This is a genomic window from Candidatus Defluviilinea gracilis, from assembly GCF_057138825.1.
In genome coordinates, this window is the sequence record NZ_DBNHEF010000028.1 from 1 (window position 1) to 25,098 (window position 25,098).

Here is a 25,098-nt window from a genome sequence, read left to right on the forward strand (position 1 = left end):
GGATTTTTTGTCCGCTAATCCTCACGAATTCACGCTAACCTTTCTCGGAAAAATTCGCGCAGATTAGCGGATTCGAAGGCAAAACACCGTGTTTTGAGCCTCGAGATTTTCAAATGCGATTACCCTAAACAAATTGCTTGCAGAATGATTATTCTCAGGTAAACTTACAGGCAGATGCGAAATCGTCTGCCTGTTTTGTTATATAAATACTTACCGCGAAGGAGCGAAGACCGCGAAGAAGATTAGACTCCATCCAAGAAATGGGACGCTGACCGCGTAGCGCGCAGAAAAACGCAGATTTTTTCTTTTTTAGTCAGCGTTAGTCAGCATTTATCTGCGTCCAACAATGACCTTCGCGGTTCATAATAAAAATGAAGCATAGTCACGGTTCGATTGAAGTAGTCTGCGGTTCGATGTTCAGCGGCAAGACGGATGAGTTAATCCGCCGTCTCGTCCGCGCGACGATCGCCAAGCAAAAGGTGCAAGTATTCAAGCCCGCAATTGACATTCGTTATGCAGTGGAAAAGGTCACGTCACACGCTGGCTCAGACTTCGACGCGATTCCCATCGAAAAAGCGACGGAGATCATCAACAAGATCGATTCGGATACAACCGTCGTCGGCATTGACGAGGCGCAGTTCTTCGACCCTGAGGTTGTCCCCGTCTCGCGCGAGTTGGCGTCACGCGGAATCCGCGTCATCGCGGCGGGGTTGGATACCGACTTCCGTGGCGAACCGTTCGGTCCGATGCCGATCCTCATGTCCATTGCCGAGGAGGTGGATAAACTCCACGCGATCTGCATGGTCTGCGGCGGCGAAGCCTCGCGCACGCAGAGACTGGTCAACGGCAAGCCCGCAAAATTTGACGATCCCGTTGTCATCGTCGGCGCGTCAGAGATGTATGAGGCGCGGTGTCGTGAGCATCACGAAGTGCCGAGATAACGCGATAAAGCATCTTATGCGAAGTTGACGGTATAATCTGCCAAGATTTGGAGACGGATTATGAAGAATGGCAACAGACAGACCTCAGAAAACAAATGAATATGTGAGTACCGCGGAGCTGTTTGGAACTATTAGAATCTTAGCATAATTGGATCTTCTGCTATACCTAATTCCCCGCAAATCGGACAATAATCCTCTTCGATCGAGCCGTCATAATTTTCATAGAACAAATCTATTTCGCTTGTGTTTATCCCATATACACGATTAACCAATTTGCCAAAATTTTGACAGAGAGCATTCTCGCAAATTATTGGAACCACTAATTTTTGACTCTGTACCATACGCGCCTCTCCTTATCGTAAACTATTAAACCTGCTTTCCGCAATGTTACCTGAGCATTTCTAACTTGATGTTTCCAGAGTTTTCCGAAGTGTTTACCATCAATAACACGATCAACATCGTCATCACATAAATCAGTATGAATATCCTTCACTTGGAAATGCAACTCTGCAGTTGGCATGGGTTTTTGAGACAACAAGTAAAGTAGGGTTTCAGAAAAAATAGAGTTTATACTTTTGTGTTTTACTCTTACTCGTATCAGATTGTCTTCAATGATCCTTTGCTGGTTTTTTGATTCCAAACGTAGTTTTTTGGAAATTGTTTTCTGTTCAACCTGAATTATTTTTCTTATGCTCTCGACTTGTGCTTGAATTTCTTCCAATTGGTTGGGCGTAACAATAGCACCCAATTTTTTGTATTCATCTATGTCATTTTGGATTTTGTTGACAGCGTCGTGGCTGTCTATCTTAATGCCATATTCTAAATTTCTTATCCCGCCGCCATCTGTAAAATTGGCGGATGTTATAATAGCACTTGATTTATTCGAAATATAGACCTTTGCGTGGATCTTGGGCAAATAAACAACGGTGACATTGTAATGATTCTTGAAAAGATATAACAATGCCTGTATTTCAGTTGCACCTTGGACTAGCGTTCTTAATGAAATATCCGTCAAAATACTAATTTTCACATCTTTATCAGGTCTATTTTTTGCAATTGCTTCAGCCAGCATTTTGATGGGGTTAAATGTTATGTATGGCGAGCAAATTAAACAATCTGAAGTAATGCTTTGAGCGAACTCTTCAAAAGTAGATTTGAATGGAGAACGAATTAAATTTAGCACGTTGCTTCACCTCTCATTCAGGACTCGTTCTCCAATTTTAACACGCAAACATTAAAATAAAGAAGTCTACTGATTGGGAAGAAATGATTCATATCCTTTGATCCAAAGTGTGTTGTAAAATGCAAAACTACAAAGACATCCTCGCCGAAATTCTTGTGGACGAAAAATCCCTCCAAGCCCGTATCGCCGAACTCGGCGCGGAGATCAGCGCGGATTACCCCGACGGCAATTTGCTCCTCGTGTGCATCTTGCGCGGCGGCGTGCCATTTCTCGTTGACCTCAGCCGCAACATCACATCTCCGCACATGATGGACTTCATGGCGGTTTCATCGTACGGCGCGGGCAAACGCGAATCAAGCGGCGCGGTGCGCGTCGCGATGGATTTGCAAATGGACATCCGCGACAAAGACGTGGTGCTTGTCGAAGACATTGTTGACAGCGGCAACACCATCGCATCGGTGCTTGAACTTCTGCAAGTGCGCCAGCCGCGTAGTCTCAAAGTCTGCGCGCTGCTCGATAAGCCCGAACGACGCGAAACTCCAGTTCCGATTCATTATCGCGGCTTCGAGATCCCAAATAAATTTGTCTTCGGCTACGGTCTCGACCTCGACGAATACTATCGCAACCTTCCGTTCGTTGGCGTGGTGGATTTGAATAAATATAAACCTTCCGATTGACGATTTCAGATTTACGATTTACGACGCTTCGACTTGCTCAGCGCAAGCTTTTGATTTACGATTGGGGAAAGATATGCAAGACAATTCAAATTATGCAGGTCGTTGGGTTGCCCGCATTCGCGGCAAGATCATCGCTCAGGGTGGAACGCCTGAGCAGGCATTGCACGCCGCGCAAAATACCCGTCACAAAGAAAAACTCGAAATCATTTACATGCCGATCAAATTTCCGCCCCCGCCTTTGTTGGAAAAAGTCCGCGACGCGCTGCCCGATCAGGATATTTACCTTGTCGGCGGCGCGGTACGTGACATGATCCTCAACCGCCTCTCACGGGACTTTGATTTTGCCGTGCCTTCGGGCGGCATTTCCCTCGCCCGACGCGTTGCCCGCGCCCTCGACGCCAACTTCATGATCCTCGACGAAGAACGCGACACGGGACGCGTCATCGTTATTGGTGATGACAACTCACGCACCTATCTCGACTTCGCCACCTATCGCGGAGGAGATCCTTCGACAGGCTCAGGACAAGCTCTCGAAGACGATCTGCACGCCCGCGATTTCACGATCAACGCCATTGCGTACGATCTGAAAACCAACTCCCTCATTGACCCGCTCAACGGCGCGGACGACATCCGCGCGAAAATCATCCGCGCCTGCTCCTCCACCTCGTTGACCGACGACCCCATCCGCATTTTGCGCGGAGTCCGTCTCGCCGCGGCGTTCGATCTCAAAATTGACCTCGCCACACGCGGCGCGATGAAAGATGCCGCGTCTCTGTTGCCGAACGTCTCACCCGAACGTCAACGCGACGAGTTATTCAAAATCCTTGAGGGACCGAAACCCGACTCGTCCATGCGCGCGCTGGAGATGCTGGACGTGTTTCCACACATGATGCCCGAACTCTCCGCCATGAAGGGATGCGAACAATCCCCACCGCATGTGTACGATGTATGGGAACACACGCTGAAAGTTCTCGGTCACCTCGAAGCGATCCTTGCCGCGCTTGAATCAGGTTCAGGCGGGGAAGATCCGTTTTTGAACGCGCTCGTTTCCGCACTTGGAAAATATCGCGAACGGTTTGAATCTCACTTCACTGAATCCCTCAACACGGATCGTTCCGTCCGCGCCGCGTTGTTCTTCGCCGCGTTGTATCACGATGTCGAGAAGCCAGCCACCAAGACTGTGGAATACACGGGGCGCATCCGTTTTTTTGACCATGATGTGCAGGGCGCGAAGGTCGCGTCTATGCGCGGGCACAAGTTCAACCTCAGCAACGACGAGATTCAGCGCGTCAAAAAAATCATCTTCAACCACATGCGCTTCCATTTCTTTACGATGCAGTTGGAGGAAAAAAAGAAGGAGCCGACGCGCAAATCCATTTACCGCTTCTTCCGCGACGCAGGCGAAGCAGGCGTAGACTTGATCCTGCTCGGTCTTGCCGACCTGCGCGGCACACGCGACCATACACAGACGACAGAGAATTGGAATGCCGCACTGGAGATCGCGAAAATTTTCCTTGAGAACTATTGGGAGAAACGCGAAGAGACCGTCGCCCCTCCGCGCTTGCTGGACGGCAACGAGTTGATGAAGGAACTCAATTTAGACGCGGGCAGAATCATCGGTCAATTGCTCGAGGCGATCCGTGAAGGTCAGGCAATCGGCGAAATCTCCACGCGGGATGAGGCGTTGTCGCTAGCGCGGAAATTGATAGAGGACGGCAATCTATGAACCGATTCCCAAGAGAAAACCACTGGGACACGGAGACACTGAGAAGATCAATTTAATAAACTCTGTGACTCAGTGTCTCTGTGGTTCAAAAGGGCTTGTCCAAAAACATGAACATCGTATTCTTCGACCTCGAAACACAAAAATTATTTGAAGAAGTTGGCGGGCGAAACCCATCGCAACTACTTCTCGCCTGCGGCGTGACGTGGTCCTCGGCGCGGAATGATTTTGCCGTGTATTGGGAAAAGGACGCGGTGGCTCTGGTCGCCGAGTTGAAATCTGCCGACCGCGTGATCGGATTCAACATCCTCAGCTTCGATTACGAGGTGCTCAAGCCATACGCGCCAAACGAGAATCTACGCTCCATCCGCTCGACGGATATGTTGCAGGATATTTATCGCACGCTCGGTTTTCGTCTCAGCTTGGATTCGCTGGCGAAGGCGACCCTCGGCGCGACGAAAATTGCCGATGGCGTGCAATCTGTGCAATGGTTTCGTGATGGCGAACTGGACAAGGTCGCTGAATACTGCAAAGCGGACGTGGACATCACCCGCCACGTGTATGAGTTTGGGCGCGATAACGGGTTTGTGCATTATTATTCAAAAATGGGAAGCAAGTTGAAGGTGGCGGTGAATTGGAAATGATTTTGCAGGACGAAGTCGATCATTGGCTCATTTTTTTTAACCGCTAAGCCCGCCAAGAGCGCTAAGATTAAATTCTCTCTTCGCGCTCTTGGCGGTAAATTTTGAAGCTCATTCGCCCTCACTCAAAATCTTTCGGAGACAGAAAGGCAAGGAGAAAAAATGCAAAAAATAAACGTCAACGGAATTGAACTTGCGTACGAACGCCGCGGCAAAGGGACTCCGCTTGTGCTGTTGCATGGATTCCCACTCGACCATCACACGTGGGATTTTGTCGCGCCGATGCTCGAAGGGACGTTCGATCTCATCCTGCCCGACCTGCGCGGATTTGGAGAATCATCCACGGTGGATTCGCAATACACGCTGGACGACTTCGCGTCGGACATTGCTGGTTTGCTCGATCATCTTGGGATACAGAAAGCCGCGATCGCGGGACATTCAATGGGAGGGTACATCGCGCTGGCATTCACAAAACTGTACCCCGAACGAGTCAGCAGGCTGGGACTTGTCTCGACGCAGACGCTTGCCGATCCGCCCGACCGCAAAGAGGGACGGTACAAGTCCGCGGCGGAGGTGGCAGAGAAAGGCATCGGCGGCGTGGTGGAAGCGATGAAGCCTAAATTTTCGCCGAGCGAGGAACACCAAAACGCAGTCACCGCGATCATGCAGAGACAACAACCCTCCGCGTTCATCGGCGCGCTCAGAGCCATGGCAGAACGGATGGACACATCGTCAATGCTGGCGGATCTCAACATCCCTGTTGTGGTTATTCATGGCGACGCGGATTCGTTGGTGGCTGTGGATCGCGCGCGTGAGATGAAATCCGCAGTGCCGTCGGCGCATTTTGTGGAGTTGAAAGGCGTCGGTCACTTGCCGATGATGGAAGCGGTGAAAGAAACGGCTGAGGCGTTGAAGCGCTTGGCATAATCGGCGTTCTGAAAGGATTGCCCTTGACGCAGTGCAACTGCGTCAAGAACTTTTGGAGTTGGCTAAGGCGTTGAAGTATTTGGCGTGAAGAAATTTGTACCGCAACGTTTAGGTTGCGAGCATCCTGGTAATGCGCGAGCGCAAAGTGAACTTTGCGGTACTCAGCGTATAAAAAATCATCCCCGGCGGAGAAGGCTGGGGATGACTGAATCAGGCGTCCACTGGGGAAAGAAGCGGCTCAGGGTGTCCCCATTTGCGGCACCAAGCCGTGACCGGGTGCGCCGTTTGTACCATTCCGTTTGATCAATCGGTTGATGTGCGCCACCAGCACGCGGCTGGGAGTCGGTTTGGTGAGGTAATCGTCTGCGCCGGCGTCCAGCACGCTGGCGATCATCGAAGGGTCGTTCAGGGCAGAGAGGATGATGATTGGCACCTGGCTAAACGCGCGCACCGATTTACAGACCTCCCACCCGTCCATCTCCGGCATCATCAGGTCGAGCACCACCAAGTCGGGTCGGTCGTCACGGATAAAATTCAATCCGTCGTTGCTATTATTCGTAGCCGCCACTTCAAAGCCCTGCGATTTTAGCAAAAGCGACAACAGGTCCGTGACGGCAGTATCATCGTCGATCACAAGAATTTTTATCGGCATAGTGTATCCAATCAGCCCCCATTATATCGAAGAATGACAGAGTTGGCACTTTGCAATGGGCTATCAGTTAGACGTGTCAAACGGCGGCGGTACGCATTACTTTTGTTCTAATTCGTTCGTGGTAAACTGTGTCCGATTTAGAAAAATTTTGGAGGACTGAATGACAACCTGGGTATATCTATTCGATGAAGTGGCGAAAGCCGAAAAATACGCGGGCTCGTGGGAGGATGTGCGCGCCCTGCTTGGCGGAAAAGGCGCTGGATTATTCGACATGACTCGCGCCGGGGTGCCGGTGCCGCCGGGATTCACGGTCACAACCGAAGCCTGTAACTGGTTTCGCCAGCGTGGGGCGTTTCCGCCGGGGATGTGGAAGCAAGCGCTCGATGCAATGAAAGTGACCGAGAAACGCGCGGGCAAGAAATTCGGCGACCCGAAAAATCCGCTGTTGGTTTCGTGCCGCTCGGGAGCGAAGTTCTCGATGCCGGGCATGATGAACACCATCCTCAACATTGGCTTGAACGATGAGGTGGTGGAAGGCTTGGCAACGCTGACGAACAATCCGCGCTTTGCGTGGGACTCGTACCGCCGCCTGATCGAGATGTTCGGCGCGACCGTGTTTAACCTCGACGACGAACATTTCGAACATCCGATGGCGGAGCATAAAGCCAAAAAAGGATACAAGTCTGACACTGAAATGACCGCCGAAGATTGGAAGGAATTGGTCGCGGTGTTCAAAGGGGTGTTCAAACAACAAGTCGGTTTCGATTTTCCGCAAGATGTGTACAAGCAAATGGAGTTCGCCATCAAAGCCGTGTTCGAATCGTGGATGGGCAAACGCGCCATTGACTATCGCCGCGCGACGAACATCCCCGACGATCTCGGCACGGCGGTCAACATCGTGACGATGGTCTTCGGCAACATGGGCGACGACTCAGCCACGGGCGTGGCGTTCACGCGCAACCCGTCCACCGGCGACAAGAAGATGATGGGCGAATATCTCATCAACGCGCAAGGTGAGGACGTGGTGGCGGGCATCCGTAACGCGGACCCGATCGAACACTTGAAAGACCAGATGCCGAAAGCCTACAAAGAATTCATGGGCATCACCGCGCGGCTTGAAAAGCACTACAAAGACATGCAGGATGTCGAATTCACCATCGAGCGCGGAAAGTTGTGGATGCTTCAAACGCGCAACGGAAAACGCACGGCGAAATCGGCGGTCAAGGTCGCGGTGGATATGGCGAAGGAAGGCTTGATCACCAAAGAGCAGGCTGTCCAGCGCGTCACACCGGAGAATGTGGATTCACTCCTCCACCCGCAGTTTGATCACGATGCGATGGAGAATGCCGAGAAGTCCGGTAAGTTCTTTGCGAAGGGCGTAAACGCCTCCCCCGGCGCGGCAGTCGGACAAATCTATTTTGACGCGGACACCGCCGAACGAATGGCGAAGGACGAGAAGCAGGATACGATCATGGTGCGTCCGTTCACCAAGCCGGACGATGTGCATGGCATGATCGCGTCGAAGGGCGTGCTGACCAGCGAGGGCGGAGCCACTTCACACGCGGCGGTCGTGGCACGTCAGTTCGGAATCCCGTGCGTGGTGGGCGCGTCGGCGATCAAGATCAATCTTGAAAAACGACAGATGACCGTCGGCGATGTGACCGTCAAAGAAGGCGATTGGGTTTCGGTGGACGGCACGACCGGTAAAGTGTTCATCGGAAAAATCCCGACCACGTCGCCGTCACTTGAAGAGCAAACTGAATTGCTCACCCTCCTGAAGTGGGCGGATGAAATTTCCGCCACGAAAGGTGTGCGCGAAGCGAAAGCCCCCGGCTACCCCACGCGCGGATTACAAGTGTGGGCGAACGCCGATTATCCGAAAGACGCGCAGCGCGCCCGCTCGTATGGCGCGGTGGGGATTGGTCTCTGCCGCACGGAGCATATGTTCTTCGAGCCGGAGCGTTTACCCATCGTGCAGGATATGATCCTCTCCGGCACGAGCGAGGGACGCACAGCCGCGCTCAACAAACTCCTCCCCCACCAGCGCAAAGACTTCGACGGTCTGTTTGAAGCAATGGACGGTTACCCGGTCATCATCCGTTTAATTGATCCGCCGCTTCACGAGTTCATGCCCGACGAGGAAAAACTCCTCGAAGAAGTCGTCACGATGCGCGTGAAAAATGAAACCGCTGGGTTGAAAGAAAAAGAAGACTTGCTCGCCGCCATCAAGGGACTGCACGAATCGAACCCGATGATGGGCTTGCGCGGCGTGCGCCTCAGCATTTCGATGCCTGAGATCGTAGAGATGCAAGTCCGCGCCATCTTCGAAGCCTCGGCGGATTGCACAAAGCGCGGCATCAAGGTGAAGCCTGAGGTGATGATTCCGCTCACGGGAACGGTGAAAGAACTCGAATGGATCCAACCGCGGCTCGAGCGCATCGCCAAAGCCGTGATGGATGAAAAGAAAGTGAAGTTCGATTACAAGTTCGGGACGATGATCGAGATCCCCCGCGCGGCAGTGACGGCGGCAGAAGTTGCCACACACGCCGAGTTCTTCTCGTTCGGCACGAACGACCTCACGCAAATGACGTACGGTTATTCGCGCGACGACGCCGAGCGCAACTTCCTCATCACGTATCAGGAACAGGGCATCCTCGAAGTCAATCCGTTCCAGTCGCTGGATCGCGGCGGCGTGGGCAAACTCATGGATTGGGCAATCGCCGAAGGGCGGACAACGCGCCCGAATCTCGAAGTGGGTATCTGCGGCGAACATGGCGGCGACCCAAGTTCCATCGAGTGGTGTCACATCATCGGCAACAATTATGTTTCGTGTTCGCCGTTCCGCGTGCCGATCGCTCGTCTCGCGGCGGCACACGCGGCGCTGAAGTATCGTCCGCAGAAGAAAGTTGCCACCGTGAAGAAGACGGCGAAGAAGAAATCCACAGCCAAAAAGGCTCGAAGAAAATAAGGCACAGGAAAAGACTCAGCCACAGATTGCACGGATTCTCGCGGATTATGAATTAAATCCGCCGATCAAAAAAGCCAACCCGCAAACCGGGTTGGCTTTTTTGTATAAATCGGTGAAATCCGTGGCTACGCTCGAAAAATGAATTTCGAGGCGAGTCTCAATTGTTGCTCTTATTGAACTCTTCGAAGTTCGGGAAGATGTGCCAGAGATGCTCGGTGTCGAAATTATCGCTGTTGATATTCTTCCCGTCGCATTTGCCGGTGATCTTGATGTTCTCGCCTTTGCGGTCATACTTCAAGTTGCATTTCCAGCGCCCCGTGGTGGTTACATTCAAAACAAAGCGGTCGTTTTCGAAGTTATAGAAGCCGGTGCCGGTCATCACGAAGTTGTAGGCGAACGCGCATTTATCGAGCGAAAAATTGACGCGCGTGCCGGCGTTATTCAATTCATACCCAAGCGCGCCGCCGTAATTACAACCGACAACGGTCGGAGTGAAACCGTCCCAGTAATAGAACTCGGGCAGGTAGTAAATTTCGGTCTCCATGGCAGATAACGCATTGCGCGGACTTCCAAACGAGACGGCAAAGCGCGGCGCGAGCGGAACGTGCGGATCAACCAGATATCCTTCGCAGGTTGTTTCGCGTTCGGCGGGCGTCACATCGTTGACGAGGAAATCGACCACGATCTCATCGGGGCAGGCGTTACCGCGCCCGAAGATGACGTGAGGTCCCTGTTCCTGTGTGATGAGGTAGGCGTCTGCCAGATGCTCATACACATTGACGCCGTTGCCATACGGGGTGGCAGGGTCGGCTGTGGAGCCAAGCACCAGAGTTGGGATGTCTTCAGCAAACAGATAGTCCGGGCGGGTCAAGTCGGTGGTGGCGTTGGGCCAATAGGCGCAGGGCAGGTCGGCATAGATCAACGAAGCCAAACGCGGGATGGAAAATTCAAATGAATCGACTGTGGCGAGGTAGGTGTTTGCCTTTTCCTCGGGCGTATTCCCGGGGTAGCCGTAATCCTGACATTCAACGCCGTAGAACACCGCTTCGGAATAGCTCGGGTCGGGGATTACGTCGAGGGTTTGCGGGTCAACCCCCAAATCCAGATAGAGGAGGCGGGCAAGCGGAAGAATATCCAATTTCGAGGTGAATGCCGCGAGAGCGCGGACAAACATCATGCGATCGCTCTCGCTATAAACCTGGCTCGCCGCAACATATTCGAGGTTGGCAAGTGTGAACGCGCGGTACGCGCCTTTGCCATTGGCAAGCGGAAAACGGAAATGGAGATTGCGTTTCTCTAGGATTTTGGCAAGCGCGTCGTATCCGCGGACGGCGTCGCCCAGCATATCTTTGCGGCAGGCGGGGTCGTCGTTGCAGGCTTCGAGCGAGGCGGTCAGCACATCGCTGAATGCCTGAGTCTGTTGCACGTAGTAATTAAATCCATCGAGGGTGAGGTCAACCGTGCCATCGAGGATGAGACCGGCGAGGTGGTCGCTGTGCGCGGCGGCATACGTCTGCGCGTATTGCGTTCCGTAACTTTCGCCATAGAGCCAGAACTTTTCATCGCCCAAGAGTTGGCGGAAAATTTCCAAATCTTCGACCGCTTGCTTCGTTCCAAGATAGGGCATGAGGCTGGGGTCGCTTACCTCGCCGACACAGCCGGCGCTGAACGCGCTGGAGGATTGCTTCAACGCCGCTTCCTGCTGGGGCGTTTTGCCGCGCGCATCGCGTTGATAAAACGCGCTGGCGGCATCAGGACACGTTTGGTCGCCGGAGAACAGCAAGCCACGCTGGTCGAAGAAAACGATGTCGAACGAATTCAGCACATCTTCGCCGAAACCGGACATGTAAGAATCCGCCGAGGAGATACCGGAGTAGCCGGGACCGCCAGTCGCGGTGACGAACATTCCCTTGCGCGCGCCCGCGGCAGGCAGGACGGCGAAGGTCACATTCAGCGTTCGGGCGTCCAACGGATTGAAATGATCGAGGGGAACTTCAATGGTCACGCAAGTGAACGCGCTTCCTTCAAAACACTCATAGCCGCCAAGCGCATCCAACAGGTCTTCCATGGGAGTCTGGAATGTTTGTTGATAGGGCGCGGCGGCAATGGACGAGAACAACAACACAACGATCAAAGCCAACTGTATGGGCAGATTAAAATGAGACTTCATGCGTCCTCCGCGCAATATAAATTGAATCTTTCGGGCTGATGAGGCATTATAGTAGAGAAAATCCGAGATAGGCAAGTGATGTTTGAACTCTAAAGGTTACAAAACCTTTCTCTACCGTACATGAGAAGATTATTACCGCAGAGCACGCTAAGGTCGCCAAGTTAAAAAGGTTTTCTTTGCGTTCTTTGCGGGTGTCGCATGGCGTCATGGCGACACTTAGCGGTGCACATGTACGGTAGAGAGCAAAACCTCAAAAGCGGTCAATGGCGAAATCTACCGACAGTTCCGCGGGCGATCATGGATTTTTTTGGGATGCTTTGAAAAGCCTCTCGCCGTGACACGTAACCGTTATCCATTATGAGTTCGACTTAAGCCGTTGTGCCGCGATCGTGAGCCATCCACGAATAGGAGCTCGCAATAAAAATAACACAGGCGCGCTTTTCGGCGCGCCTGTGTCGCAAACGATTTGGATTGACTACCGAACGTTGATCACTTGCCCAACGTAGATCAGGTTGGCGTTCGAGATGTTCGGGTTGAGCCAGAGCAGAGTCTCTACCGTGGAGCCGAACTTACCGGCGATGATCTTCAACGTGTCGCCTTTTTGCACGATGTAACTGGACGCGCCCAACGGGATGTTGATCGCCTGCCCGACGTAGATCAGGTTCGGGTTGGTGAGTTGCGGATTCACTTTCAGGATCTCCTCCACCGTTGTGCTCCAGCGCGAGGCAATGTTCCGCAGGGTGTCGCCTTTTTGCACATAGTACACCTGTCCGCTGGAGGGAGGCGGCGTGGCGGGCGGCGGAGTGGGCGTCACAGTCACGTACACTTTGATCCACTGACCTTCGTAGATCACGTTCGCGTTCTTGATCTCGGGGTTATCGCGAAGCAACGCCTCAACCGTTGTAACGAAGCGGGTCGCCAAACCTTTCAACGAATCGCCGCGCGCGACAACATAGATGAAGTAGCCGCCATCTGTGCCGAGGATCGCGCCGGGCAGTTGCAACACCTGACCGGGGTAGATCAAATTCCCAGAGCCGATGTGCGGATTGGCGCGTTGCAAGGCTGAGATGGACGTGCCGCAACGATCGGCGATCTTTCGCAAGGTGTCACCGCTGACAACAGTTACGCTGGAGCCGCAACCTTGCGCGAACGCCGGGCTTGTGGAGGCAAAGGTGGCAAGCGCCAATGCCGCAAGCAAAAAATATTGGATAAACTTTTTGGTTTTCATTTTTTCTCCTCTGAATTCTGACATTTAGTAGATGCCGGTTCCCCGCAAAATGTTCCGCACCCGGGCATGCCTCCCACAAATCTCCTAGCCAAACCCCTGCGGCAGGCTTGCATACACCCCGCGCATGGACGCGGGCAATGCCTGCGCCAGCGTGAACATCAAACGATCGGTTAACGCCAGCGGGCTTTCATTCTCCCTCACAACTAGCGGCGGCAGGATGTTTACCTCGACGAGGGCGCGACGCGGGAACCGCCCAAAAAACTGATCTGTGCCAGTAATCGCCATCGGGAGGATGGGACAACCCGCTTCGATCGCCATTCGGGCTGTTCCAGTTTTGGCGACGCTTAACCCCTTCCCTTTCGAGCGCGTCCCTTCGGGGAACATCCCCAGCCACTGACCCTGTTTGAGAACCTTCGAGGCGTGGCGCATTGCCCACATATCTTTATCTCCGCGAGAGACCGGGAACGCGCTCAAGTTACGCAACGCCGCATCCATGATGGGATTCTTGAACAACTCGGCTTTGCCCATGAAAAAGATCGGGCGCGGCAGTGAAAATTGCATCGGGAAGACATCGAAATTCGTGACGTGATTCGCCACCACGATGCCCGCGCCTTCCCTGGGCAGGTTGTCGGCGCCGGTCACGTCCATTTTCATGATGGCGAAAAAGACCGCCCGCAGAAGGACGAGCAAGGCGCGGCGCTGGGGAGTCTCTTCAAGATAGTATTTCTTTCGGGCGCGTGAATCAGAATCAATGGTGGGAGGAATCGCGGTATCCATAAATGTCCAACATCTAAAGTGAATTATACTTGCGGCGCACATCGAATCGCGCGCGTTCGTGATGCAGTTGAACCGCATCACGAACGAATGTGATACCGACGCAGCGGAACCGCGTCGGAGCCATCAAAACGATATAACACTTGGAGAACAAAATGGACACTATCATCGAAAGCATTTCTGCATTGGAAATTTTGGATTCACGCGGCAATCCGACCGTGGAAGTGGAAGTGACGCTGGCAGACGGTTCGTGGGGACGCGCGGCGGTCCCGTCGGGCGCGTCGACGGGCGAGCATGAGGCGCTGGAGATGCGCGACGGCGACAAGAAACGTTATGGCGGCAAAGGCGTGACGAAAGCCGTGGCAAACGTCAACGGCGTGATCGCGGACGCGTTGTTCGGCTGGGACGCCTCGGAACAAAAAGCGATCGATACAGAGTTGTTGACTCTCGACGGGACTGCGAACAAATCCAAGTTGGGAGCGAACGCCATTTTGGGAGTCAGCCTGGCGGTGGCGAAAGCGGCGGCGAATTCGTACGGTCTGCCGTTGTATCGTTATCTCGGCGGCGTGTACGCGCACATCCTGCCTGTGCCGATGTTGAACATCCTGAACGGCGGCGCGCATACGGCGTGGCAATCCACCGACATGCAGGAGTTCATGGTGATGCCGTTCGGCGCACCGACCTTTTCAGAGGGACTGCGCTGGGGCGCGGAGATTTATCACGCGTTGAAAGCGGTGTTGAAAGAAAAAGGATTTGCGACTCTCGTCGGCGATGAGGGCGGGTACGCGCCATCCTTCAAAGCAAATGATGACGCGGTCGAAGCGGTTCTCGCGGCGATCGAAAAGGCTGGCTTCAAAGCAGGGCGCGGAAAAGATGTTGCCATTGCGTTAGACCCCGCCGCATCGGAACTGTACGAAGAAGATACGAAAACATACAACCTTCGCAAAGAAGGGAAGAAACTCACGGGCGAGGAGATGGTCGAGTTTTGGGCGAAGTGGGTAAAGGACTATCCCATCGTTTCCATCGAAGACGGACTCGCGCAGGACGATTGGGACTCGTGGAAGTTGATGGTGAAGACGATGGGCGATAAAGTTCAGATCGTCGGCGATGACCTGCTGGTGACGAATCCCGAACGTGTGCGCAAAGCCATCAAAGAGAACGCCGCCAACGCGTTGCTCGTGAAAGTGAACCAGATCGGCTCGTTAACTGAAACGATTGAGGCTGTTGAAACCTGTCACCGCGCTGGCTGGCGAGCAGTGACCAGTCACCGCTCGGGTGAGACCGAAGACACGACCATCGCCGATCTCGCGGTGGCGTTGAACACGGGTCAGATCAAAACAGGCGCGCCCGCGCGGTCTGACCGCGTGGCGAAATACAATCAATTGCTCCGAATCGAAGCGGAGTTGGGCGATACGGCGAAGTACGCGGGGTGGGATGCGTTGGCGATCAGATAAGAAAGTTTTGGGCTTATAATCACACCATGGAAACAAAAAATTTCTGGCAAGGCGAGACCTGCGAATACTGCAACGGTAAGATCGTCGAGAAGCGCGTGACCCTTCATCGCAAGGTGAAGGGCGAGTATGTTTTGATCGAGAACATCCCCGCCGGTGTGTGCACCAAATGCGGAACTCGTTACTACGCTGCCAACGTGCTAAAAACCATCGAAGAGAGCGTTCGCGGACGGCGCGATATTGACCGCAAGATTCTGGTGCCAGTCTACGAATTTTCGTAAACGGAAAGGACCTGATGGAAGGATACATCCGTCAGGTCTTTTGATAGCCCCGCGCATCGAAGCGGAGTTGGGCGACACGGCAAAGTACGCGGGGTGGGAGGCGTTGAGGGTGTAGGCGGTTATTGTGAAAAATCTGTCCAGAGCCTGTCGAAGTATTCGTGGATGGTAGTTGTAAAAACCGTCCACGAATAAAAACCACGAACCTTCGGCGAATGGACGGCTCTCATATTCGTTTACGTGTGCCCGTCAGGGTATTCGTGAAAAATTCGTGGACGGTTTGTCCGTTATAAATCTTGTAACAGGTCACGACTATTATAGAAGAACGGTGTTACGAGGAGCATGATACCAGACATGACCAAGGATCGAGGAAAAATCGCGGGAAGAGTTGATCGCGCTCATACAGGAGTTAATGGCAGAAATTGAACGTTTGAAGGGAGAGCGAACGAATTCACGAAATTCGTCACAACGCCTTCGCGGGATTTCAAGCCGTATGGGTCAAAGAAGCGTAAGAGGCGTAAGAATGTCGGGGCAAAAGCAGGGCACGAAAAAACGGAACGTCCCTGGGTGGACAATCCGAGCAAAATTATCGAAGTTTGGGCTGAGCATCACCTGGGACACGAACGGGTGGTTCAGGTTTGCAAAGAAATGTTCGGATTTACTTTGAGTAAGGAAGGATTTGCAAGGCAGGTAGCCATTCTGGAAAATCGCCTGAAACAACTCTTGCAACGAACCTTCCGCCGACTGGGTAGCAATCTGCTCAAACGCTATCGCAAGTATCGAGATTCCTTATTCGTCTTCCTGCACCGCTCCGATGTGCCGGCCCACAACAATGCCTGCGAACGCGCCTTGCGTCCGTCCGTTTTTCATCGCAAAGTCATGGGTAGTTTCCGCTCCGATTGGGGCGCGCAAGGCTATGCGGCTCTGGCAACCGTCTTGAATACTGCCAAACGACATGGCGAAAGCACCTTTCAGAAATTAGTGGCTTTGTTGGGGCAGCCTGTTTTGCCGTTCCTCGAATCTACTGCGTGACCTGTTACGAATTAACGATACGTTGCTTTCGGATTGGACGAACAAGAAAAAAGCCTCGCGGATTTTTACACTGCGAGGCTTTCATCCTTCATCCTTCTGAATTCATCCTTTGAATTACGTTCCCTCTTCCCACGAATTCAAATAGTGAGTCTGTTCCGCCGTGAGCGTATCGATCTTCACGCCCATGGCTTCGAGTTTGAGGCGGGCGATCTCGTGATCGATCTCAGCAGGGACGGAATAGACTTTCTTCTCCAACGTATCCGCGTTCTTCGCCATGAATTCGGCGGACAAAGCCTGGTTGGCGAAAGACATGTCCATGACGGAAGCAGGATGCCCTTCGGCGGAAGCGAGGTTGATGAGTCGTCCTTCGCCGAGGATGTTGATCTTACGTCCGTCTTTCGTCGTGTATTGATCCACGAACGGGCGGACAAGATTCGGTTTGCCAACGCTCATCTTCTCAAGCGCGGGGATGTTGATCTCCACGTTGAAGTGACCTGAATTGGCGACGATCGCGCCGTCTTTCATCGCGGCGAAGTGATGTTCACACTTGCCGGTCATACGTCAGGCGTTGTTGATATCGCCTATAGCCCCAACGGGAAAAAGATTGCCACAGCAAGCAGCGACTCGACCGCAAAAATCTGGGATGCAACTACCGGCAAGGAATTGCTCACACTTACGGGCCATAGCGCAGAACTCAGACCGGTTACGTTTAGCCCGGATGGAAAATTCCTTGCAACAGGCAGTGGCGATAACACAGCCAAGGTATGGGATGTTGAGACGGGCGATGCAATTTTGACTCTACCGGGCAGTGAAGGAGGAGTATACGGGGTTGCTTTCAGTAGTACCGATAACGGCGCTCATCTCGTGGTCGCAAGTAATGATGGGGTTGTGCGAGTATTCACTCTTGATATCGAGGAACTTCTGGCATTGGCTCAAACTCGAATCACACGTCGCCTCAACGCGGCTGAATGTCAAAAATACCTGCATGTGGAGCAATGTCCTTAGATAGATAACCAAACGACCTCGCGGACCCTTCGGCATCCGCGAGGTCGTTTGGTTTACAAGTGATTGTCACCTTGAAGGTGACAGTCACTTACGATCTACAAAAGACCTCGGGGTTTTTGAAAACTCCGAGGTCTTTGATTCGTCTCAAATCGATTACGGACCTATCCAGCGAAGGACAAGACGGTCAATTCCTGCCACCTGATCACTCACATCATTTTTTATTACGAGCGTGTTTCTTCCCTGCTCAAGTCGTACGATGAGCTGAAGATCTGCCCATTTCATCACTGTATCATCAAAAGTTTTAAAGGTTGTTATTAGAATCGGACTAGGATTGCCATTCACATACAAATTTTGATAACCCGGATCACGGTATTCGGCATTATTCGTATATTTTTCATAACGGATGATTAGTTCATACTGACCAGCTGCCATTTCGGTAATAGTGAACTTTACAGAAGCTCCCCATGCCCCCAACCAGTATGCTTGATTGGATGCTGATACTGCTGTTTGATCACGGACAGGGAAACCTCCGCTACTCATTTCTCCATGTTCCGCCTCGAAGCTCTCGGACGTAAGGAGTTTTGGTGTTGACGTGGGCGGAGGCGGTAGCGTTAAAGTTGGCGAAAGAGGAGCACTGGTAGGCGGAGACTGCGTACTGGTAGCCGGGGCAATGGTTGGTTCAACTTGAACAGTCAATTGTCTGGTCGGTTCAGGATCATTATTTCCCTGTTCGTCAACAGTTGGTTGAACCTCGACTGTCGGCGTCGTTTGCTCTGTTAGATATTGGAAGAAAGGAAGCGCAACCGTCCCCATACAAGAGATGAACGCAACCGCAACGGCGGTTATCAACCCGATCTTTGCGATGCTAATTTCAGTCTTTCCAGTTTGCGTGCTTTCAGATTCCTTTTTGCTCATGATATTTTCTCCCATTGAGGGATGATGGTTGGATTCCATCATCCCTCAACAATATTTCGAATTGCGGCACTACTCTTCCACCAGCACCCACGTCGTGCCGTCGAATGCGCCCCGCCTGCCCTCACATTCATCGTTCTTGCTTTCTTCGGTGAGCTCGAAGTGCAGATTCGTCCCATCGAAGGTGTAGCGGAAACTCATGGGCGATTTGCCGCAGTTGAAATTGTTCGTTTCCTCGATGTACAGGTCGCCTTTGACGCTGTAGGTTCCCCAGACTTCATGCGCGCCGTAGTAGAAGTTGTTCCATGTACCATCTTCGTGGAAATCGAACCCCTCGAGCGGGGCTTCGGGATTTGCGAACCTGCCGGTAGGAAAGTTCGCCGAAGGCTTACTGGCACAGGCTTGCAACACCAGCATGGCGAGCATCAGTACTGCGACCAAGAGCGAAAACTTTTTGTTGTTCATTTTGATTCTCCTTGAATTGAACGATTTGAAATTTGCGCGCGATTTCATGTCCGCACTGTAACATTTTGAAATTTCAATTTCAAGGGTTTTTTGGCTTCCTATCGCTTTTTATATAACTTTCACACGGATTTCACGACCGATATAAAAAACGATATAAACTTGTTTGCTTCTTGTACTTGACCCATCGCTCGGCTATACTTTTTGTTATGTGACCTTGCCTAGAACGTCCCGCAGGTTTCGTTGCAGAACACATTGGGTTTCACTGAACCTGCGGGACGGTTAATAGCATCAGGTATTAACTGAGGAGCAGTCATGGAACAGGAACAATCCTTCGGTTTGTACGTTCGGCAACGGCGCCGCGAGATGGACCTCACGCAGGAGGAGTTGGCGCGGCGCGTTGGTTGCGCGGCGATCACACTGCGAAAGATCGAGGCAGATGATCTGCGCGCGTCCGTTCAAATTGCCGAGAGACTCGCGATGGCGCTGGCAATTCCACTGGAGGAAAGAGCCGGTTTCGTCCGCTGGGCGCGCTCTGTCAAACCTGCCGCGTCTGACCTGCCGCCGGTGACGCCTCCCCCAGCCATCGAAGAGATCGGGCGCGAAGACCTGACCGGACGCGCCATCCGCGGGTACGCGCTGGCGGAACGGATCGGCATGGGCGGCATGGGAACTGTGTATCGCGCGGTTCAACCCAACGTGGAACGGGAAGTGGCGGTCAAGATCATTCTGCCGGCATATGCAAATCATCCTGATTTCATCCGCCGTTTTGAGACCGAAGCGCAACTTGTGGCGCGGCTCGAACATCCGCATATCGTTCCACTCTATGATTATTGGCGCGAGCCGAATGTGGCATATCTTGTGATGCGGCTTTTACGCGGCGGGAATATTCAGAGCCGTCTTGAACAAGGCGCGATCTCAATTGAAAGCGCGCTCAAAATGTTCGAGCAGATCTGTTCCGCGTTGAATTCAGCCCATCGCATCGGGATCATCCATCGCGACCTAAAGCCCGCCAATATCTTGCTCGACGATGATTCGAATACCTATCTTGCAGATTTTGGGATCGCCAAGAATCTCGGCAACCCCGATATCGAAAACCAAACCAGCCTGGATGCCATGGTCGGCTCGCCGCAATACATGTCGCCCGAGCAGATCCAATCGCTTTCGATACGACCACAAACGGATATTTATTGTCTGGGCGTGATGCTGTACGAGATGTTGACAGGTACCGTCCCATTTGCGGGTCCGACGCCCTTCGACCTGATCCAACAACACATCAATACACCCATGCCCCCGCTTTCGGCGCACAGGGCTGGGCTTCCCGCCGCGTTGGATACTGTCATTGCAAAAGCGACCGCGAAAGACCCTGAGGACCGTTACACCGACGCGCTGTCTTTCTTGCATGAATTTCACAATGCCGTCGGCAAGTCGGCGGGCTTACAACCAGCAGTGATCGCCTATGAGGAAGAAGAGATCGATGGCGAGATCGTCAATCCGTTCAAAGGCTTGCGCGCCTTCAGCGAATCAGATTCAGAAAACTTCTTCGGGCGCGAATCGTTGATCCAACAATTATTGGCACGGCTCGGCGAGGGCGGAGACTTACATCGCTTTCTGGCGGTGATCGGTCCAAGCGGGAGCGGCAAATCGTCGGTGGTGCGGGCAGGCTTGATTCCCGCATTGAGGCGCGGCGGTCTGCCCGGTTCTGAGAACTGGTTCATCGTGGACATGCTGCCGGGTAAAAATCCATTTGAGGAATTGGAAGCCTCGTTATTGCGCGTGGCGGTTAACCCTCCCGAAAGTTTGTTGACTCAATTGAAAGATGGAAATCGCGGCTTGCTTCGAGCGGTTCATCGCATTTTGCCGGCGGATGAAACAGTCGAGTTGGTTCTCGTCATTGACCAATTCGAAGAAGTGTTCACGCTGATCGATGATGAAGCCGACCGCGCGTTGTTCCTCGACGCCATCGCTACTGCTGTGCTGGATGAACGCAGCCGCCTGCGCGTGGTCATTACCTTGCGCGCAGACTTCACCGACAAACCCCTGCGCTACGTGGATTTCGGCGAGATGATGAATCGGCGTTTTGAATTTGTCCTGCCATTGACAGCGGACGAGGTCGAGCAAGCGGTTGCCGGTCCCACACAGCGCGTCGGTCTCAGACTGGAAAAGGGACTCGTTTCGACGATCATTCGTGACGCTGGAAATCAACCCGGCGCACTTCCGTTATTGCAATACGCACTCTCTGAGTTATTTGAAAAACGCGAGGGACGCATGCTCACCAACAAAGCCTACCGCGAGATCGGCGGCGTGCTTGGCGCGTTAGGTCGGAGCGCGGAGGCGATCTATGCGCGTCTCGATGATTCCGGAAGATCGGCAACACGGCAGTTATTCCTGCGACTCGTTACACTGGGCGAAGGGACAGAAGACACGCGTCGCAGGGTCTTGCGTGAGGAACTAGACGATCTCTCCGTGAATCATCAACACCTATCTACTGTGATCGAACATTACGGCAAGGCGCGATTGCTGACTTTTGACCGCGACCCGATCTCGCGCGGCGCGACGGTTGAAGTGGCGCATGAAGCGCTCTTACGCGAATGGGCAGACCTGCGCGAATGGCTTGCAGAAAGCCGAAATGATATCCGCTTACAAAGACAACTCTCGAATGCGGCAACCGAATGGCTGAACACCAACAACGATAAGAGCTTTTTGCTCACTGGAACGCGGCTGGAACAATTCGAAAACTGGGCGGCGAACACTACTATTGCGATCACACAGAACGACCGCGCATTTCTCGATGCAGGTATTCGTGAAAGAGATCGGCTCGACGCAGAAGAACGCGCGCGTCAGCAACGCGAACTTGATGCCGCGCAAAAACTGGCAGAGACTGAAAGGCAACGCGCCGAAGAACAAACTCATTCAGCAGGACAATTACGCAAACGCGCCGTCTATCTGACAGGCGCATTGGTGGTCGCGTTGATCCTTGGCGCGGCAGCGATCCTGTTCGGGCGGCAGGCACAGGCGTCCAACCGCGAAGCAACCTCCCGTGAGTTGGCGGCGGCTTCGATCCTGAATCTCAATGCGGATCCCGAGCTCAGCGTGCTGCTGGCGTTGGAAGCGTTGGATTCGTCGAGAACGATCGAAGCGGAAGATGCCCTGCATCGCGCCGTGCAAACATCGCGGATCGAAATGGTGATACAAGCCAGCGCGCCCGGTTTTCCATGGAACGTAGAGGTCGGCCCGGATGGAAAATATCTGTTGGCTGGAGCCGATGGTTTTTCAAAAGTATACGATGCCAGGACCGGTGAATTGGTGTTTGAAGCGCCCGGTTATTTCTCAGTCTTTAGCCCGGATAGCAAGAAGGTGGCGGCTGGGTATGACGACGGCATTCACTTTTGGGATGTGCCGTCCGGCAAGGAGATCGTCCTCACGAGTCGAATCTATTATGAGGGCATCACATTTGAGTACAGCCCGGACGGTAAACGCATCCTGACTTCTGACTTCGGCGGCGTTCCTGTCATTTGGGATGTAGAGACGGGACAAAAGTTGGTCGAATTCATCGGTCATACTGCCAGCGCTCGTTTTGTTTACTTCAGTCCGGATGGCACCCGCGTCATTTCGTTTGGCGATGACGGCACAACACGAGTCTGGCATGCTGGAACCGGGAAGCAACTAATGGAATTGCGCGGGCAAGGCGTGGACGGGACCGGCGCGTTCAACCCTGACTCAAAATTGATCGCCACCACAGGCGGGTCGGGCTATTCTGACATCATCATTTGGGACGCTAAGACCGGCGAGCAACGATCTACAATTGTCGCTCATACTGCCGGGATCAACCACCTCGAATTCAGCCCGGACGGCAAATGGATCGCCTCCGCCAGTACAGACCGCACCGCAAAGATCTTCGATGTTACAACGGGACGTGAAATCGTAACCTTTGCCGGTCACACCGAGCCGGTGATCGAAGTTGATTTCAGCCCGGACGGCACACGGCTCGCAACCAGCAGTACCGATGGAACCTTACGAGTGTGGAACATCATCCGCCGCGAGGTATTTTCTTCGCGCACATCCACCACCTCGGACGGACAACTGGCATACAACTCGGATGGAACACTACTCGCAACCAGCGCTGAGAATGGAATGGTCAACGTATGGGATACAAATACCGGAGAGATCATCCACGCTCTGCCCTCTCTTGAAAAACTGGTATACGATCTGTCGTTCAGCCCCAACGGAGAAAAAATTGCTGTCGCCTACGAAGATTCCACTGTTCGAATATGGAGTCCGTCAAGCGGTTCGATACTGGGTGAATTACAAAAACATACAGCGCGCGTCAATGGAGTGGCGTTCAATCACAATGGCACACGCCTGATCACTGTCGGTGAAGATTACAAGGCGGTTCTTTGGGATGTCTCCGTTTCTCCTCCCGTAGAAATTTATACCCAGTTCTTTCCGGCTGCCGTCCGCACTGCCGCTTTCAGCCCGGATGATACATTACTTGCGTTGGGCATTTACAACAACACTGTGCAGATCCTTGATTCGGTCACAGGCGAAACGATCATCACTCTGCGCGGGCATACCGCTTCGCCCTCTGCAATTGACTTCAGTCCGGATGGATCGCGAATCGCAACATCCAGCCTCGACGACACCGCAAAGGTCTGGGATGTAAAAACCGGTTCAGAACTCCTGACGTTGAGCGGGCACGCCAGCCAGGTCATGTCCATCGCCTTTAGTCCAGACGCGCAACACCTAGCCACCGCCAGCCGCGACGGCACTGCCAGGCTTTGGGATGCAACAACAGGAAAACAACTCAACACCTTTGTCAGCGGCGGCTTGGGTTTGTGGGATATCGCCTTCCACCCCAATGGAAAACTGCTTGCCATCGGCGAAGATAACGGCGTGTATGTTTATCTCTTGGAATTGGATGACCTGATCACACTCGCCAATTCTCGCCTCACGCGAGGGCTAACTGTTGAAGAATGTACAAAGTATCTGCATAAAAGCCCGTCTGCATGCGGAGCGCCGGCAAGCGCGCCAACTGCCACGCCCATCCCTCCAACCGATTCGGGCAGAGTCTGTCAGGTAACCGGAACGAACGGGCTAACCGGCGCTGGCTTTGAAGAGGCAATATTTCGAGGCATGCAAAATTCCAATACGGAGTTTGGCTGGGATCTAAAAGTTCTTGAATCGGGAGAGATGATCGATTTTCAAAAACACATCGCTGAATTCCAGCGCGGCGATTGCGACCTGATCATTGGCACGTCCGAAATAGCGGATGCCATCTATGCCGCGGCTGAACAAGACCCGGAGCAGAAATATCTTGTGATTGAATTTCCGTTCGATCCGCCGCTGGACAATCTGAGAACACAATTGTACGCAACCGATCAAGCGGCATTCCTCGCGGGGTATCTGGCGGCATCACAATCGAAAACCGGCAAGGTCGGCACTTTCGGCGGCGCGGATTTTCCTCCCGTAACCGATTTTATGGACGGCTTCGCCCTCGGCGTGGAATATTTCAACGAGAAAAACGGAACTCATGTGGAAGTCCTTGGCTGGGATCCGCATAAACACGAAGGGATTTTTGCGGGATGTTTCAATTGCGAACAAAAAGGCAGAGACATCGCGCAACAGTTATTGGACCAGGGCGCAGATATTGTCTTTCCGGTGGCAGGTTATGACCCGGGCGTGGGAGCCGCCAAGGCAATCATGCCGCATGGAGAGGCATATCTCATCGGCGTGGACTTCGACTGGGCAGATGGGCTTCCAGAATATCAAGGTATCGTCCTTACCAGCATCCTGAAAAACTACGCGCCAACCGTGGAACTAACCGTTAGATCCATCATCGAGAATGAATTTGCAGGCGGTATCCATTTCGGCGGATTGCAGACAGGCGAAGTCGGGCTGGCTCCGTTCTACCAATTCGAATCACTGATCTCCGATGAAGTTAAAGCCGAGCTGGAACAGATCAAAGCGGATATCATCGCGGGAAAGATTCAAACGAAGCCGTAAAACAAACAGCCTCGCGGATGCCAAAGGTCCGCGAGGCTGTACTGCTTACTGATCACTGTTCACTTACAACT

The 25,098-nt window shown here is 53.0% G+C and carries 18 protein-coding genes and 1 pseudogene; 11 read left to right on the forward strand and 8 right to left on the reverse strand.

The window, feature by feature from the left end; all coding sequences use genetic code 11:
- Positions 1-371 precede the first annotated feature (371 nt).
- Positions 372-941, forward strand: coding sequence for a thymidine kinase (locus tag AC16KF_RS03615; RefSeq protein ID WP_484035930.1), 570 nt, complete (start codon positions 372-374; stop codon positions 939-941).
- Positions 942-1,260: 319 nt separating this feature from the next.
- Here AC16KF_RS03615 and AC16KF_RS03620 read toward each other — a convergent pair whose 3' ends face one another.
- A complete protein-coding gene (locus AC16KF_RS03620; RefSeq protein ID WP_484035931.1) occupies positions 1,261-2,124 on the reverse strand; it encodes a phospholipase D-like domain-containing protein in 864 nt (287 codons plus the stop codon).
- Between the two features lie 119 nt (positions 2,125-2,243).
- Here AC16KF_RS03620 and hpt point away from each other — a divergent pair, with 119 nt between their 5' ends.
- The 4 genes from hpt to AC16KF_RS03640 all read left to right on the forward strand — a co-directional run bounded on the left by hpt (position 2,244) and on the right by AC16KF_RS03640 (position 6,092).
- The gene (gene hpt, locus AC16KF_RS03625; RefSeq protein WP_484035932.1) at positions 2,244-2,801 is read left to right on the forward strand and encodes a hypoxanthine phosphoribosyltransferase; all 558 of its coding nucleotides are present in this window, start codon (positions 2,244-2,246) and stop codon (positions 2,799-2,801) included.
- A gap of 73 nt (positions 2,802-2,874) precedes the next feature.
- A complete protein-coding gene (locus AC16KF_RS03630) occupies positions 2,875-4,527 on the forward strand; it encodes a tRNA nucleotidyltransferase/poly(A) polymerase-related protein (RefSeq protein WP_484035933.1) in 1,653 nt (550 codons plus the stop codon).
- 107 nt (positions 4,528-4,634) lie between these two features.
- Positions 4,635-5,168 carry a ribonuclease H-like domain-containing protein gene (locus AC16KF_RS03635; protein WP_484035934.1) on the forward strand — a complete coding sequence of 178 codons (534 nt, stop codon included), beginning with the start codon at positions 4,635-4,637 and terminating at the stop codon, positions 5,166-5,168.
- Positions 5,169-5,327: 159 nt separating this feature from the next.
- A complete protein-coding gene (locus tag AC16KF_RS03640) occupies positions 5,328-6,092 on the forward strand; it encodes an alpha/beta fold hydrolase (protein ID WP_484035935.1) in 765 nt (254 codons plus the stop codon).
- Between the two features lie 238 nt (positions 6,093-6,330).
- Here the strand turns inward: AC16KF_RS03640 and AC16KF_RS03645 are convergent, their stop codons facing one another.
- Positions 6,331-6,744: a response regulator transcription factor gene (locus AC16KF_RS03645; RefSeq protein WP_484035936.1), complete on the reverse strand. Its 414-nt coding sequence runs from the start codon at positions 6,742-6,744 to the stop codon at positions 6,331-6,333.
- A gap of 160 nt (positions 6,745-6,904) precedes the next feature.
- Here AC16KF_RS03645 and ppdK point away from each other — a divergent pair, with 160 nt between their 5' ends.
- Positions 6,905-9,712 (forward strand): pyruvate, phosphate dikinase, encoded by a 2,808-nt coding sequence (gene ppdK / locus AC16KF_RS03650; RefSeq protein ID WP_484035937.1) that lies wholly within the window; start codon positions 6,905-6,907, stop codon positions 9,710-9,712.
- Positions 9,713-9,869: 157 nt separating this feature from the next.
- On the opposite strand, the gene AC16KF_RS03655 is transcribed toward ppdK, so the two are convergent.
- The 3 genes from AC16KF_RS03655 to AC16KF_RS03665 form a co-directional block, all read right to left on the reverse strand.
- Entirely contained in the window at positions 9,870-11,882 is a 2,013-nt protein-coding gene (locus tag AC16KF_RS03655; RefSeq protein WP_484035938.1) for an alpha/beta hydrolase, read from the reverse strand.
- A 475-nt stretch (positions 11,883-12,357) separates the two neighbouring features.
- Positions 12,358-13,110 carry a LysM peptidoglycan-binding domain-containing protein gene (locus AC16KF_RS03660; protein ID WP_484035939.1) on the reverse strand — a complete coding sequence of 251 codons (753 nt, stop codon included), beginning with the start codon at positions 13,108-13,110 and terminating at the stop codon, positions 12,358-12,360.
- Positions 13,111-13,194: 84 nt separating this feature from the next.
- Positions 13,195-13,887 (reverse strand): lysophospholipid acyltransferase family protein, encoded by a 693-nt coding sequence (locus tag AC16KF_RS03665; RefSeq protein ID WP_484035940.1) that lies wholly within the window; start codon positions 13,885-13,887, stop codon positions 13,195-13,197.
- Positions 13,888-14,039: 152 nt separating this feature from the next.
- On the opposite strand from AC16KF_RS03665, the gene eno reads away from it, so the two are divergent.
- From eno to AC16KF_RS03680, 3 genes are all read left to right on the forward strand, one after another.
- A complete protein-coding gene (eno, locus tag AC16KF_RS03670; protein ID WP_484035941.1) occupies positions 14,040-15,338 on the forward strand; it encodes a phosphopyruvate hydratase in 1,299 nt (432 codons plus the stop codon).
- Between the two features lie 26 nt (positions 15,339-15,364).
- Positions 15,365-15,616, forward strand: coding sequence for a YgiT-type zinc finger protein (locus AC16KF_RS03675; RefSeq protein ID WP_484035942.1), 252 nt, complete (start codon positions 15,365-15,367; stop codon positions 15,614-15,616).
- A 564-nt stretch (positions 15,617-16,180) separates the two neighbouring features.
- Positions 16,181-16,645 carry an IS66 family transposase gene (locus AC16KF_RS03680; RefSeq protein ID WP_484035943.1) on the forward strand — a complete coding sequence of 155 codons (465 nt, stop codon included), beginning with the start codon at positions 16,181-16,183 and terminating at the stop codon, positions 16,643-16,645.
- Between the two features lie 114 nt (positions 16,646-16,759).
- Here AC16KF_RS03680 and AC16KF_RS03685 read toward each other — a convergent pair.
- Positions 16,760-17,182 (reverse strand): annotated as a pseudogene (locus AC16KF_RS03685) (adenosylhomocysteinase); the annotation flags it as partial.
- On the opposite strand from AC16KF_RS03685, the gene AC16KF_RS03690 reads away from it, so the two are divergent.
- On the forward strand, positions 17,183-17,650 hold the full coding sequence (locus AC16KF_RS03690; RefSeq protein ID WP_484035944.1) for a WD40 repeat domain-containing protein: 468 nt from the start codon (positions 17,183-17,185) through the stop codon (positions 17,648-17,650).
- Between the two features lie 153 nt (positions 17,651-17,803).
- On the opposite strand, the gene AC16KF_RS03695 is transcribed toward AC16KF_RS03690, so the two are convergent.
- Both AC16KF_RS03695 and AC16KF_RS03700 read right to left on the reverse strand, forming a co-directional pair.
- Positions 17,804-18,604, reverse strand: a complete 801-nt coding sequence (locus AC16KF_RS03695) for a carbohydrate-binding protein (RefSeq protein ID WP_484035945.1) — start codon at positions 18,602-18,604, stop codon at positions 17,804-17,806.
- 30 nt (positions 18,605-18,634) lie between these two features.
- Positions 18,635-19,027 carry a hypothetical protein gene (locus AC16KF_RS03700; protein WP_484035946.1) on the reverse strand — a complete coding sequence of 131 codons (393 nt, stop codon included), beginning with the start codon at positions 19,025-19,027 and terminating at the stop codon, positions 18,635-18,637.
- A gap of 312 nt (positions 19,028-19,339) precedes the next feature.
- Here AC16KF_RS03700 and AC16KF_RS03705 point away from each other — a divergent pair, with 312 nt between their 5' ends.
- Positions 19,340-25,027 (forward strand): nSTAND1 domain-containing NTPase, encoded by a 5,688-nt coding sequence (locus AC16KF_RS03705; RefSeq protein ID WP_484035947.1) that lies wholly within the window; start codon positions 19,340-19,342, stop codon positions 25,025-25,027.
- Positions 25,028-25,098: the final 71 nt, after the last annotated feature.

Bases quoted from the DNA above. Each gene is read 5' to 3' on its own strand.
- AC16KF_RS03615 (WP_484035930.1), top strand. From the start codon at position 372: ATGAAGCATAGTCACGGTTCGATTGAAGTAGTCTGCGGTTCGATGTTC.
- AC16KF_RS03695 (WP_484035945.1), bottom strand. From the start codon at position 18,604: ATGGAATCCAACCATCATCCCTCAATGGGAGAAAATATCATGAGCAAA.
- AC16KF_RS03675 (WP_484035942.1), top strand. From the start codon at position 15,365: ATGGAAACAAAAAATTTCTGGCAAGGCGAGACCTGCGAATACTGCAAC.
- eno (WP_484035941.1), top strand. From the start codon at position 14,040: ATGGACACTATCATCGAAAGCATTTCTGCATTGGAAATTTTGGATTCA.
- AC16KF_RS03700 (WP_484035946.1), bottom strand. From the start codon at position 19,027: ATGAACAACAAAAAGTTTTCGCTCTTGGTCGCAGTACTGATGCTCGCC.
- hpt (WP_484035932.1), top strand. From the start codon at position 2,244: ATGCAAAACTACAAAGACATCCTCGCCGAAATTCTTGTGGACGAAAAA.
- AC16KF_RS03630 (WP_484035933.1), top strand. From the start codon at position 2,875: ATGCAAGACAATTCAAATTATGCAGGTCGTTGGGTTGCCCGCATTCGC.
- AC16KF_RS03705 (WP_484035947.1), top strand. From the start codon at position 19,340: ATGGAACAGGAACAATCCTTCGGTTTGTACGTTCGGCAACGGCGCCGC.
- AC16KF_RS03645 (WP_484035936.1), bottom strand. From the start codon at position 6,744: ATGCCGATAAAAATTCTTGTGATCGACGATGATACTGCCGTCACGGAC.
- AC16KF_RS03660 (WP_484035939.1), bottom strand. From the start codon at position 13,110: ATGAAAACCAAAAAGTTTATCCAATATTTTTTGCTTGCGGCATTGGCG.
- ppdK (WP_484035937.1), top strand. From the start codon at position 6,905: ATGACAACCTGGGTATATCTATTCGATGAAGTGGCGAAAGCCGAAAAA.
- AC16KF_RS03640 (WP_484035935.1), top strand. From the start codon at position 5,328: ATGCAAAAAATAAACGTCAACGGAATTGAACTTGCGTACGAACGCCGC.
- AC16KF_RS03690 (WP_484035944.1), top strand. From the start codon at position 17,183: ATGTTCACACTTGCCGGTCATACGTCAGGCGTTGTTGATATCGCCTAT.
- AC16KF_RS03655 (WP_484035938.1), bottom strand. From the start codon at position 11,882: ATGAAGTCTCATTTTAATCTGCCCATACAGTTGGCTTTGATCGTTGTG.
- AC16KF_RS03635 (WP_484035934.1), top strand. From the start codon at position 4,635: ATGAACATCGTATTCTTCGACCTCGAAACACAAAAATTATTTGAAGAA.
- AC16KF_RS03665 (WP_484035940.1), bottom strand. From the start codon at position 13,887: ATGGATACCGCGATTCCTCCCACCATTGATTCTGATTCACGCGCCCGA.